This is a genomic window from Vibrio sp. 1F255 (assembly GCF_041439145.1).
GTDB classification, from domain to species: Bacteria; Pseudomonadota; Gammaproteobacteria; order Enterobacterales; family Vibrionaceae; genus Vibrio; species Vibrio crassostreae_C.
Genome location: NZ_JBGONQ010000031.1, coordinates 39,428 through 51,503, shown reverse-complemented (window position 1 = coordinate 51,503; position 12,076 = coordinate 39,428). Strand labels below are relative to the sequence as shown.

General features: G+C 45.0%; 13 protein-coding genes. 12 read left to right on the top strand and 1 reads right to left on the bottom strand.

Annotated elements, in window-relative coordinates:
• Positions 1-87: 87 nt before the first annotated feature.
• The 4 genes from tgt to secF all read left to right on the top strand — a co-directional run bounded on the left by tgt (position 88) and on the right by secF (position 4,503).
• Positions 88-1,224 (top strand): tRNA guanosine(34) transglycosylase Tgt, encoded by a 1,137-nt coding sequence (gene tgt / locus ACED41_RS16760; RefSeq protein ID WP_017056177.1) that lies wholly within the window; start codon positions 88-90, stop codon positions 1,222-1,224.
• A gap of 110 nt (positions 1,225-1,334) precedes the next feature.
• On the top strand, positions 1,335-1,664 hold the full coding sequence (yajC, locus tag ACED41_RS16755; RefSeq protein WP_010440492.1) for a preprotein translocase subunit YajC: 330 nt from the start codon (positions 1,335-1,337) through the stop codon (positions 1,662-1,664).
• Positions 1,665-1,684: 20 nt separating this feature from the next.
• Complete coding sequence (secD, locus tag ACED41_RS16750; RefSeq protein ID WP_371725309.1) at positions 1,685-3,541, top strand: protein translocase subunit SecD; 1,857 nt, start codon at positions 1,685-1,687, stop codon at positions 3,539-3,541.
• Positions 3,542-3,555: 14 nt separating this feature from the next.
• A complete protein-coding gene (gene secF / locus ACED41_RS16745; RefSeq protein WP_017062837.1) occupies positions 3,556-4,503 on the top strand; it encodes a protein translocase subunit SecF in 948 nt (315 codons plus the stop codon).
• A 286-nt stretch (positions 4,504-4,789) separates the two neighbouring features.
• Here the strand turns inward: secF and suhB are convergent, their stop codons facing one another.
• A complete protein-coding gene (suhB, locus tag ACED41_RS16740; protein WP_371725308.1) occupies positions 4,790-5,593 on the bottom strand; it encodes an inositol-1-monophosphatase in 804 nt (267 codons plus the stop codon).
• 181 nt (positions 5,594-5,774) lie between these two features.
• Between suhB and trmJ the strand changes: the two genes are divergently transcribed.
• From trmJ to fdx, 8 genes are all read left to right on the top strand, one after another.
• Positions 5,775-6,503: a tRNA (cytosine(32)/uridine(32)-2'-O)-methyltransferase TrmJ gene (gene trmJ, locus ACED41_RS16735; protein ID WP_371725307.1), complete on the top strand. Its 729-nt coding sequence runs from the start codon at positions 5,775-5,777 to the stop codon at positions 6,501-6,503.
• Positions 6,504-6,619: 116 nt separating this feature from the next.
• Positions 6,620-7,141, top strand: a complete 522-nt coding sequence (gene iscR / locus ACED41_RS16730; protein ID WP_010440512.1) for a Fe-S cluster assembly transcriptional regulator IscR — start codon at positions 6,620-6,622, stop codon at positions 7,139-7,141.
• A gap of 27 nt (positions 7,142-7,168) precedes the next feature.
• Complete coding sequence (locus ACED41_RS16725) at positions 7,169-8,383, top strand: IscS subfamily cysteine desulfurase (RefSeq protein ID WP_371721110.1); 1,215 nt, start codon at positions 7,169-7,171, stop codon at positions 8,381-8,383.
• A gap of 33 nt (positions 8,384-8,416) precedes the next feature.
• On the top strand, positions 8,417-8,794 hold the full coding sequence (gene iscU, locus ACED41_RS16720) for a Fe-S cluster assembly scaffold IscU (protein ID WP_004735094.1): 378 nt from the start codon (positions 8,417-8,419) through the stop codon (positions 8,792-8,794).
• Between the two features lie 98 nt (positions 8,795-8,892).
• A complete protein-coding gene (gene iscA / locus ACED41_RS16715; protein ID WP_010440519.1) occupies positions 8,893-9,216 on the top strand; it encodes an iron-sulfur cluster assembly protein IscA in 324 nt (107 codons plus the stop codon).
• An 84-nt stretch (positions 9,217-9,300) separates the two neighbouring features.
• Positions 9,301-9,816 (top strand): co-chaperone HscB, encoded by a 516-nt coding sequence (hscB, locus tag ACED41_RS16710; RefSeq protein ID WP_010440522.1) that lies wholly within the window; start codon positions 9,301-9,303, stop codon positions 9,814-9,816.
• 22 nt (positions 9,817-9,838) lie between these two features.
• Positions 9,839-11,689: a Fe-S protein assembly chaperone HscA gene (hscA, locus tag ACED41_RS16705; protein ID WP_371725306.1), complete on the top strand. Its 1,851-nt coding sequence runs from the start codon at positions 9,839-9,841 to the stop codon at positions 11,687-11,689.
• Between the two features lie 20 nt (positions 11,690-11,709).
• Positions 11,710-12,048, top strand: a complete 339-nt coding sequence (gene fdx, locus ACED41_RS16700; RefSeq protein WP_010440525.1) for an ISC system 2Fe-2S type ferredoxin — start codon at positions 11,710-11,712, stop codon at positions 12,046-12,048.
• Positions 12,049-12,076: the final 28 nt, after the last annotated feature.

Sequence of the window (12,076 nt, the reverse complement as noted above, 5' to 3'; positions counted from 1 at the left end):
CTCATAGAACCCACTAGACTGAACTTTTGTTTGGCCTAAGGTTCTGAATTAACAGTCAGATTGTTTCTCTGGCATATTGGAGGCTTCGTGAAATTAAAATACGAACTTAAAAAAACTAATAGCGGCGCACGTCGTGGTCAACTTCAGTTTGAACGCGGTACCGTCGAAACCCCAGCATTCATGCCTGTAGGTACTTACGGTACTGTTAAAGGTATGACACCTGAAGAAGTAAAAGACACAGGTGCTGAAATCCTATTAGGTAACACATTCCACCTATGGCTACGTCCTGGTCAAGAAATCATGAAAATGCACGGTGACCTGCACGATTTCATGAACTGGCACGGTCCTATCCTGACTGATTCAGGCGGCTTCCAAGTATTCAGCCTAGGTGCAATGCGTAAAATCACTGAAGAGGGTGTTCATTTCCGTAACCCTGTAAACGGTGACAAGATCTTCATGGACGCTGAGAAGTCTATGGAAATCCAAAAAGATTTAGGTTCAGACATCGTAATGATCTTCGATGAGTGTACGCCTTACCCAGCGACACACAAAGAAGCAAAAGACTCAATGGAGATGTCTCTTCGTTGGGCTGAGCGTTCACGTAACCACTTCGACAAACTTGAAAACCCGAACTCACTGTTCGGTATCGTTCAAGGTGGCGTGTACGAAGACCTTCGTGATGTATCCGTTAAAGGCTTAACTGAAATTGGTTTTGACGGTTACGCAGTAGGCGGCCTAGCAGTAGGCGAACCAAAAGAAGATATGCACCGCATTCTTGAGCACACATGTCCTCAACTGCCAGAAGATAAGCCACGTTACCTAATGGGCGTAGGCAAACCGGAAGACTTGGTTGAAGGTGTTCGTCGTGGTATCGACATGTTTGACTGTGTAATGCCAACGCGAAATGCACGTAACGGCCACCTGTTTGTGACTGAAGGTGTGATCAAGATCCGTAATGCGAAGCATAAAACCGATACAACACCACTAGATTCAGAGTGTGACTGTTACACTTGTAAGAACTACAGCAAGTCGTACTTACACCATTTGGATCGTTGTAACGAAATCCTAGGTGCTCGACTGAACACGATTCATAACCTGCGTTTCTATCAACGAGTAATGTCAGACATTCGTCAGTCTATCGATGAAGACCGCTTTGAAGAGTTCGTTGCAGAGTTCTACGCAAGAATGGGGCGTGAAGTGCCACCACTAGGTAAAGAATCTTAGTATTTCTTTTTTGCGAGCCCTATCTCTCTTCCGAGTGATGGGGCTTGAAAATAAAGGGATGCGACCCAATTAGACAAACAATTACGAAAATATAATAGAGGATGTTTTAAATGTTTATTTCTCAAGCTCACGCAGCAGCAGAAGGTGCACCAGCAGGCGGCGGTTTCGAAATGCTTATCATGCTAGGTATGTTCGCTGTGATCTTCTACTTCATGATCTACCGTCCACAAGCTAAGCGTGTTAAAGAGCACAAGAACCTTATGTCTTCTATGGGCAAAGGCGATGAAGTTCTTACAAGCGGCGGCCTAATCGGCAAGATCACTAAGATTGCAGAAGACAGCGACTACGTTGCTATCGAACTGAATGCAAACAACGAAGTAGTTATCAAGAAAGACTTCGTTACAGCAGTGCTACCAAAAGGTACTCTGAAATCTCTATAAACAGCTAGAGGATCCTCGCTGTGCTAAACCGTTACCCGTTATGGAAGTACCTGATGGTGGTGTTTACTATCGCCATCGCTGCGTTGTACGCACTTCCGAATATATACGGTGAAGATCCGGCAGTTCAAGTTACAGGGGCGCGCGGCGCCTCTGTAGATATGTCTACGCTGGATGCTGTCACCAATGCTCTTGAAGCTGAAAACCTTTCTACTAAATCCGTTGCTCTAGAAAACGGTTCCATTCTTGTTCGCTTTAACGATACAGACTCTCAAATTAGTGCTCGTGATGTCATCACTGAAGCATTAGATGAAGACGTAATCGTTGCTTTAAACTTAGCTGCTTCAACTCCTGATTGGCTTGAATCTATTGGTGCTGCACCAATGAAGCTTGGTCTTGACCTACGTGGTGGTGTTCACTTCTTGATGGAAGTGGATATGGACGCTGCGATGCAAAAGCTGGTTGGCCAACAAGAAGAAGCGTTCCGTAGCGAACTTCGTGAAGAAAAAATCCGTTACCGTGCAATTCGCCCATCTGGTAAAGATGCGGTTGAAGTGATTCTACGTAACGCCGAGCAGCTTGCTGAAGCGAAATCGCTACTGCAATCTAAGCACCAAGACATGACGTTTGTAGATTCTGAATCTAATAGTCGTTTTTCTTTGGTTGCTAGCTTCACAGAGGCTCGTCTTCAAGAAATCCGCAACTATGCGGTAGAGCAAAACATTACCATTCTACGTAACCGTGTTAACGAACTTGGTGTTGCTGAACCTTTGGTTCAACGTCAAGGCTCTAGCCGTATCGTAGTGGAATTGCCTGGTGTTCAAGACACGGCTCGCGCTAAAGAAATTCTTGGTGCTACCGCGACGCTTGAGTTCCGTGAAGTGGATAGCAGTGCTGACTTAGCCGCTGCCGCTTCTGGTCGTGCCCCTGCGGGTAGCGAAATCAAGCAAGATCGTGATGGTCGTCCTGTGGTACTTAAGAAGCGCGTTATTCTAGGCGGCTCAAGTATTACTGATGCAAGCTCAAGTGTTGATGAATATGGTCGTCCTCAAGTTAACATCTCGCTAGACAGCGAAGGTGGTAGCAAGATGTCTGCATTCTCTCGTCAGAATATCGGTAAGCTAATGGCAACGGTATTTGCAGAGTACAAAGACAGCGGTCGTAAAACACCGGAAGGTCGAGTTATCTTGAGTAAGCACGAAGAAGTGATTAACCAAGCGACGATTCAATCTGCGCTAGGCCGTAACTTCCGTATTACTGGTATCGATTCAACGGCTGAAGCTCATAACTTGGCACTTCTACTGCGTGCTGGTGCATTGATTGCGCCTATCTCGATTGTAGAAGAACGTACCATTGGTCCATCTATGGGTCAGCAAAACATCGATATGGGTATCATGGCGATGGTTTGGGGTATGGCTGCTGTAATGCTGTTTACGCTGCTCTACTACCGTAGCTTTGGTCTGATTGCGAACGTTGCGCTAATGGCTAACTTGGTTTTGATTATCGGTGTTATGTCGATGATTCCGGGGGCTACCATGACCCTACCAGGTATTGCCGGTATCGTATTAACGGTTGGTATGGCGGTTGATGCGAACGTTCTGATCTTTGAGCGGATACGTGAAGAGCTTCGAGATGGACGCAGTCCACAACAAGCGATTCACCAAGGTTACGCGAACGCATTCAGCACAATCGCCGATGCCAACATCACCACACTACTAACAGCAATCATTCTATTTGCTGTGGGTACGGGTGCTATCAAAGGCTTCGCGGTAACGCTGTCTATCGGTATCTTGACTTCAATGTTTACAGCTATTATCGGAACACGTTGTATCGTGAACCTGATGTATGGCGGCAAACGTGTTAAAAAACTGTCGATCTAAGGCTAGGAATTAATATGTTTCAGATTCTAAAAGCAGACAAAATGATCGACTTTATGCGTTGGTCAAAGGTTGCCTTTGTTTTTTCTATCTTGATGATTGGTACTGCTATCTTCACCCTAACAACGAAATCGTTGAACTGGGGTCTAGATTTTACTGGCGGTACTCTGATTGAAGTTGGTTTTGAACAACCGGCACACCTTCCTGATATTCGTAGTGCACTAGAAGCCGAAGGCTTTGGTGATGCGACGGTACAGAACTTCGGTTCAGCTCGTGATGTGATGGTTCGTTTACGTCCACGTGATGGCGTAGCGGGCGAAACGCTTGGTAACCAAATCCTTTCTGCTATTGAGAATGGTACTGGTGAGCAAGTTGAAATGCGTCGTATCGAGTTCGTTGGTCCTAACGTGGGTGACGAATTAACAGAAGCGGGTGGCCTTGCTATCCTAGTTTCTCTTATCTGTATCTTGATCTACGTATCAGTGCGATTTGAATGGCGTTTGGCTGCGGGTGCAGTATTAGCACTGGCGCACGACGTTATCATCACTCTGGGTGTGTTCTCTCTAATGCAAATTGAGGTCGACCTTACCATCGTAGCAGCCTTGCTAACGGTCGTCGGTTACTCCCTCAACGATACCATTGTTGTATTCGACCGTATTCGTGAGAACTTCCGTAAGATGCGTAAGGGTGAAGCACCTGAAGTACTGAACAGCTCAATCACACAAACATTGAGCCGTACATTGATCACTTCTGGTACCACGTTATTCGTAGTTATCGCACTGTTCGTTCAGGGCGGCGCTATGATTCACGGCTTCGCGACTGCACTTCTACTGGGTATTACGGTTGGTACTTACTCTTCTATCTACGTTGCATCTGCACTGGCTATGAAGTTAGGTATTACGCGTGAACACCTAATGCCACCACAAGTGGACAAAGAAGGTGAAGAGTTTGACGAGATGCCTTAGGCCTTGGCTTAATAAGTTTCGCTAAACCAAAAAAACCGCTAGGCAACTAGCGGTTTTTTTACGTCTGTATTCTAGGGAAGCTCAATACAATTTAGCGTTGAAGTATGTTGAACTTCATTTCACTAAGAGACATCCTGATCGTATCTCGTATCTCGTATCTCGTATCTCGTATCTCGTATCTCGTATCTCGTATCGCAGATACAAAAAAGCCTCGCTATAGCTATATAGCGAGGCTTTGGAATTTTTATGCGCCCTTAAAATAGGGAGCGTTAACGTAAGGTCTGAATTACTTCAGCATACCTTCGTTAGAGTTCTCACGAACGTGCTTAAGAATAGACTTAACACCACGCGCGCTTGAAGCAACAACATTACCAGACGTCATGTAATCAGTACCGCCAGCAAAGTCAGTCATGATAGCACCAGCTTCACGAGCGATTAGATCGCCAGCTGCTAGATCCCATGGCTTAAGGCCAAGTTCTAGGTAACCATCAACACGGCCAGCTGCTAGGTAACATAGGTCAAGAGCAGGAGAACCTGTACGACGGAAATCAGCACAGTCGATGAATAGACCAGAGATGATCTTCATGAAAGATTCAGAGTGTTGTTTTTGCTTGAATGGGAAACCAGTCGCTAGAACAGTACCTTGAAGGTCTTTTAGTTGAGTAACACGCATACGAGCGTTGTTAAGTTGAGCGCCAGCGCCACGTTGAGCTGTGAATAGCTCGTTTAGCATTGGGTCATAAACACAAGCAACTTCTGTACGACCGTTCATGCGAACAGCGATAGATACAGAGAAGTGAGGGAAACCTTTTACAAAGTTGTTGGTGCCATCCAGTGGGTCAACGATCCATTGTACATCAGAGTCTTTACCTTCAGTCAGGCCTTTCTCTTCAGAAATAATGCTGTGCTCTGGGTAAGATGCTTTGATTGTCTCAATGATCATGTACTCAGCTTCTTGAGCAATGTTAGTAACGTAATCGTTGTTACCTTTTAGAGACGATTCGATCTTATCAGTTGTTTCTAGAGATTTAGCAATATGGTTGCCAGCTTTACGCGCAGCGCGTATCGCAATGTTTAGCATTGGATGCATATGGTTTTTCCCACAAGATGTTAAAGAACAATTTAAAGCGGCGGCGAGTATACCAAAGTTTTACCAAAAGGGAAGTGGTTATTTTTTGAACTCTTGGTTTCACATTACGCGAAGGGTCTGACCATTTTACTTTGCTATGTGTTAATATCTCGCGATTATTTTTAAAGTGGTGTCATATAGCATGTTAGACAATGTAAAAGTCGTTCTGGTTGGTACGTCTCATTCGGGAAATATCGGATCAGCAGCTCGCGCAATGAAAGTGATGGGTTTGAGTCAATTAGTTCTTGTAGACCCTCAATGTGAAGTTGACGAGCAGACCTTAGCACTGGCTGCGGGTGCAGGTGACATCGCAGAAAACGCAACCATCGTTTCTACATTAGACGAAGCCGTAAAAGACTGTGGTTTGGTGGTTGGTTCGAGTGCACGTTCACGTACGCTTGAATGGCCAATGCTTGAGCCTCGTGAGTGTGGACAAAAGTTTGCGATTGAAGGTCAAAAGCACCCAGTCGCATTAGTGTTCGGCCGTGAACGTACTGGCTTGACTAACGATGAGCTTCAGAAGTGCCACTTCCATGTATGTATCCCAGCTAACCCTGAATACAGCTCGCTAAACCTAGCAATGGCAGTGCAGACTCTGAGCTACGAAGTGCGTGTAGCTCACCTTGATATGGTCGCTAGCCAATATCAGCAACAGCAACAAGATGAGTACCCTCGTCACGAAGAACTAGAAATGTTCTATGAGCACCTTGAAAAAGTGATCATTGATACCCAATTTATCTCTAAGGATAAGCCAGGTCAGGTGATGAATAAACTACGTCGTCTGTTCAGTCGAGCTCGTCCAGAGTTGCAAGAGATCAACACTCTACGCGGCATTTTGACTTCAATTGAGAAGAGCAAAAACGACAAATAAAAACCACACAAACCCTAAGGGTGAATACTTGACTAAAATAGTCAACTAAATACTTGACCAATTTAGTCAGGTATGGGAAGATTCCAACCACATAAACAATGTGGATTCGGTGTGATATGAAACTTACATCTAAAGGAAGATATGCGGTAACAGCTATGCTAGATGTAGCACTGCATTCGCAAAAAAGCCCAGTTCCTCTGGCTGATATTTCAGAGCGACAGGGCATCTCATTATCTTACTTAGAACAGCTATTTTCTAAGTTACGTAAAGCTGGCTTAGTTGCTAGTGTTCGTGGTCCTGGCGGTGGTTACCGTTTAGGTGCTGAAGCGAGCGACATCGCTGTCGGAACTGTAATTGCTGCAGTAGACGAATCAGTTGATGCAACTAAGTGTCACGGTCGAGCAGATTGCCAAGGTGGCAGTCGTTGTCTAACTCACACTCTATGGCGTGATTTAAGCTCCCGAATCAGCAGCTTCTTAAACGACATTACGCTCGGTGAGCTAATGAAAGATAACGAAGTTTTAGAAATTTCTGATCGTCAAGATATTGATCTTGCGGTTAATAATGGTTTTGCACATAAAAATACGAGCACTACAACGATTAGTGCAGCACCTCACGGTGTTAATGCCCGCTCTTAGCGGTCAGTTTTTACATTGGAGTAGAAAATGAAACTGCCTATTTACTTTGACTATTCAGCTACATGCCCAGTCGATCCACGAGTTGCTGAGAAAATGGTTCAGTGCATGACGATGGACGGTAACTTCGGTAACCCTGCATCTCGTTCACACCGTTACGGCTGGCAGGCAGAAGAAGCAGTAGATAATGCTCGTGAGCAAATTGCTGACCTACTAAATGCAGACCCACGTGAGATTGTTTTTACGTCAGGTGCTACAGAGTCAGATAACCTTGCGATTAAAGGTGCAGCGCACTTTTACGAGAAGAAAGGTAAGCACGTAATCACGTGCAAAACAGAACATAAAGCGGTTCTTGATCCATGTCGCCAACTAGAGCGTGAAGGTTTTGAGGTTACATATCTTGAGCCTGAAGCAAACGGCATCATTGATTTAGACAAGCTACAAGCAGCAATGCGTGAAGATACGGTTCTTGTTTCTATTATGCACGTAAACAACGAGATTGGTGTAATCCAAGATATCTCTGCAATCGGCGAATTATGTCGTTCACGCAAGATCATCTTCCACGTTGATGCGGCTCAGTCTGCGGGTAAAATCCCACTAGATGTAAAAGAGATGAAAGTTGACCTTATCTCTCTTTCTGCACACAAAGCATACGGCCCTAAAGGCATTGGTGCTTTGTACGTTCGTCGTAAGCCACGTATTCGTCTTGAAGCACAGATGCACGGTGGAGGTCACGAACGTGGTTTCCGTTCTGGTACGCTTGCTACTCACCAAATCGTGGGTATGGGTGAAGCTTTTGCTGTCGCTAAACAAGACATGCAGAAAGATTATGACCACGCACTAGCACTTCGCGAGCGTCTATTGAAAGGGGTTCAAGATCTAGAAGCAGTAACGGTAAATGGCGACTTAGATCAACGTGTACCACATAACCTAAACGTGAGCTTTGCTTTCGTTGAAGGTGAATCTCTGCTTATGTCTTTAAAAGACTTAGCGGTATCATCAGGTTCTGCATGTACATCAGCGAGTCTTGAGCCTTCATACGTTTTACGCGCTCTTGGCTTAAACGATGAACTGGCACACAGCTCAGTACGTTTTTCATTCGGCCGTTTCACTACGGAAGAAGAAATCGACTACGCGATTGCACAAATCCGTGTAGCAGTAAATAAATTACGCGACATGTCTCCTCTATGGGATATGTATAAAGAAGGGATTGATTTGAACACTGTTGAGTGGGCTCATCACTAATCTCACGGAAATAGAGGATTCGAGGTAACTATCATGGCATATAGCGAAAAAGTAATTGATCACTACGAAAACCCACGTAACGTAGGTTCGTTTGATAAAGAAGATCCAAGTGTAGGTAGCGGCATGGTTGGCGCACCAGCTTGTGGTGACGTAATGAAACTGCAAATCAAAGTATCTGCAGAAGGTATTATTGAAGACGCAAAATTCAAGACTTACGGTTGCGGTAGCGCAATCGCTTCTAGCTCACTAGTCACTGAGTGGGTTAAAGGTAAAAGTATTGATGAAGCAGCTGCTATTAAAAACTCTGAAATCGCAGAAGAGCTAGAGTTGCCACCAGTGAAAGTTCACTGTTCAATTCTTGCTGAAGATGCAATCAAAGCAGCGGTTGCGGATTACAAAAAGAAGCACTAATCGTTTCTACAACGTAATCACTTCAAAAAAGTAATATTTGGGAGCACCCTTTGTGCTCCCCCTGAGTTCTCAATTTATATAAAACACAAGGTTGTAGTATGGCCATCACCATGACAGATACGGCAGCAAGCCGAGTTCAAGCTTTCCTAGATAACCGAGGTAAAGGTATCGGGTTGCGCTTAGCGGTAAAAACTACTGGCTGTTCGGGTATGGCATATGTACTGGAATTCGTTGACGAGCTCAACGAAGAAGACGAAGTGTTCGAGCATTCAGGTGTTAAGGTCATCATTGATCCAAAGAGCCTAGTTTACCTAGACGGTACTGAGCTTGATTACGTAAAAGAAGGCCTAAACGAAGGTTTTGAATTCAACAACCCTAACGCGAAAGGCGAATGTGGTTGTGGTGAGAGCTTCAATGTATAAACGCCTCAATCGTTGAGCGTTTATAATGAGCGAAGAATAAAATTAGGCTCTAAGTAAAGAGCCTAAACTTAGGACCACCGTTACATGAATCATTTCGAATTATTTGGGCTACCACTTCAGTTTCAACTGGATGGTAGCCTTCTTTCTTCTCAGTTTAGAGATCTGCAACGCCAATTCCACCCTGATAAATTTGCCACGGCTTCTGAGCGAGATCGCTTGCTGGCTGTGCAAAAAGCTGCGCAAATCAATGATGCGTACCAGGTGTTGAAAAATCCAGTCAGCCGCGCTGAATACCTGTTAGTTCAACATGGTGAGGATATTCGTGGTGAGCAGCAGACTATGCAAGATCCTATGTTCCTGATGGAGCAAATGGAATTGCGTGAAGAGCTGGAAGATATCGCCGACAGTTCTGATCCTGAAGATGCTTTGTTTGCATTTGAAGGAAAGGTTAGCAAAATGTATAAACAACAATTAAGCGCTATCCAACAAGAACTCGACAGCGAAGCTTGGTTAGAAGCTGCAGACCGAGTAAGAAAGCTTAAGTTTATTGCAAAATTAAAGAATGAAATCGAGTTAGTTGAAGATCGTTTGATCGGCTAGTTCGTATAACAAGGACACATCCATGGCACTACTTCAGATTGCAGAACCAGGGCAAAGCGCCGCTCCTCACCAGCACAAGCTTGCAGTGGGTATTGATTTAGGTACAACAAACTCATTGGTTGCGTCAGTGCGCAGTGGTGAGGCAAGCACGCTTGTTGATCAACAAGGTCGCAGTATTCTCCCTTCCGTTGTTCACTATCAGTCAGAGTCGTACACCACTGGTGATGAAGCGCGTGTAAATGCACAAACTGATCCTAAAAATACCATTATCTCAGTTAAGCGATTAATCGGTCGTTCACTGTCAGATATTCAACAGCGATACCCATCTCTGCCATATCAGTTTGAAGAAAGTGATAATGGCCTGCCTGTGATTAACACAGCGCAAGGAAATAAGAACCCAATTCAAGTATCTGCAGATATTCTTCGTGCACTCGGTCAACGTGCTGAGTCGACGTTAGGTGGTGAATTGGCTGGTGCCGTGATTACCGTCCCTGCGTACTTTGATGATGCACAACGTGCAGGTACCAAAGACGCAGCGCAACTTGCTGGTCTTCATGTGTTACGTCTTCTTAATGAACCCACTGCAGCCGCGATTGCTTATGGCTTGGATTCAGGTAAAGAAGGGGTAATCGCTGTTTATGACTTAGGCGGTGGTACGTTTGATATCTCTATCCTACGCCTGTCTAAAGGTGTCTTCGAAGTTTTAGCAACCGGTGGTGACTCTGCATTAGGCGGCGATGACTTTGACCATTTAGTTGCGGATCATTTCCAAGAACAAATGGGCTTATCAGAGTTAACAGCAGAACAGAATCGTATTCTTCTAGACGCCGCAACAGAAGCGAAGATTGGCTTATCTGAAGCTGAAAGCGTTAATGTTGAAGCACTAGGTTGGTCTGGCTCTTTAACTCGTGAAGAGTTCGAAGAGATCATCAAACCGCTCGTTAAGAAAACGCTGCTTTCGTGCCGCCGAGCACTGAAAGATGCGGAAGTTGACGCGGATGAAGTACTAGAAGTCGTGATGGTAGGTGGTTCAACTCGTACCTTACTTGTTCGTGAAATGGTCGGTGGCTTCTTTGGTCGTACTCCATTAACCAGTATTAACCCTGATGAAGTGGTTGCGATTGGCGCATCGATTCAAGCGGATATCTTAGTTGGCAACAAGCCTGACTCTGAGATGCTGCTATTGGATGTTATCCCTCTGTCACTGGGTATCGAAACCATGGGTGGCTTAGTCGAAAAGATCATCCCTCGTAATACCACGATCCCAGTTGCTCGTGCACAAGAGTTTACCACGTTCAAAGACGGTCAAACTGCAATGACAGTACACACCGTGCAAGGCGAGCGTGAGATGGTTGATGACTGTCGTTCACTGGCTCGATTTGCTCTGAAAGGCATCCCGCCGATGACTGCAGGTGCTGCTCATATTCGTGTTACTTACCAAGTGGATGCTGATGGCCTGCTATCGGTTACCGCAATGGAGAAGAGCACTGGCGTTCAAGCTGAAATCCAAGTTAAGCCTTCTTACGGTCTAAGCGACAACGAAGTGGCTAGCATGCTGAAAGATTCGATGACGTTTGCAAAAGAAGACATGCAAGCGCGTGCTCTTGCTGAGCAACGCGTAGAAGCGGATCGCGTTATCGAAGGCCTTATCGCTGCAATGCAAGCCGACGGTGACGAGCTACTTGATGAGCAAGGCAAACAACAACTTGTTCAAGCGATTGAAGCACTGATTGAAGTGCGTAATGGCGACAACGCTGATGCTATTGAACTAGAAATTAAGAATACCGACAAAGCGAGCCAAGACTTTGCTTCTCGTCGTATGGATAAATCAATTCGTGCTGCACTGTCAGGTCAGTCAGTCGATAATATTTAATAGTTAGAGAATAGATAAACATGCCAAAGATTATTGTTTTACCTCACGAAGATCTATGTCCAGAAGGCGCTGTTTTAGAAGCAAAAACTGGTGAGACGGTTCTTGATGTTGCACTGAAGGCCGGTATTGGTATTGAACACGCATGTGAGAAATCGTGCGCATGTACAACATGTCACGTTGTGATTCGTGAAGGTTTTGATTCTTTAGAAGAGAGTGATGATCTAGAAGACGACATGCTAGATAAAGCATGGGGCTTAGAGATGGAATCTCGCTTGGGTTGCCAAGCTAAAGTGGCTGATACGGATCTTGTTGTAGAGATTCCAAAGTACACGTTGAACCTGGCTTCTGAAGACCATTAAGAACCTGTTCTCAGTCATGGCTAATACA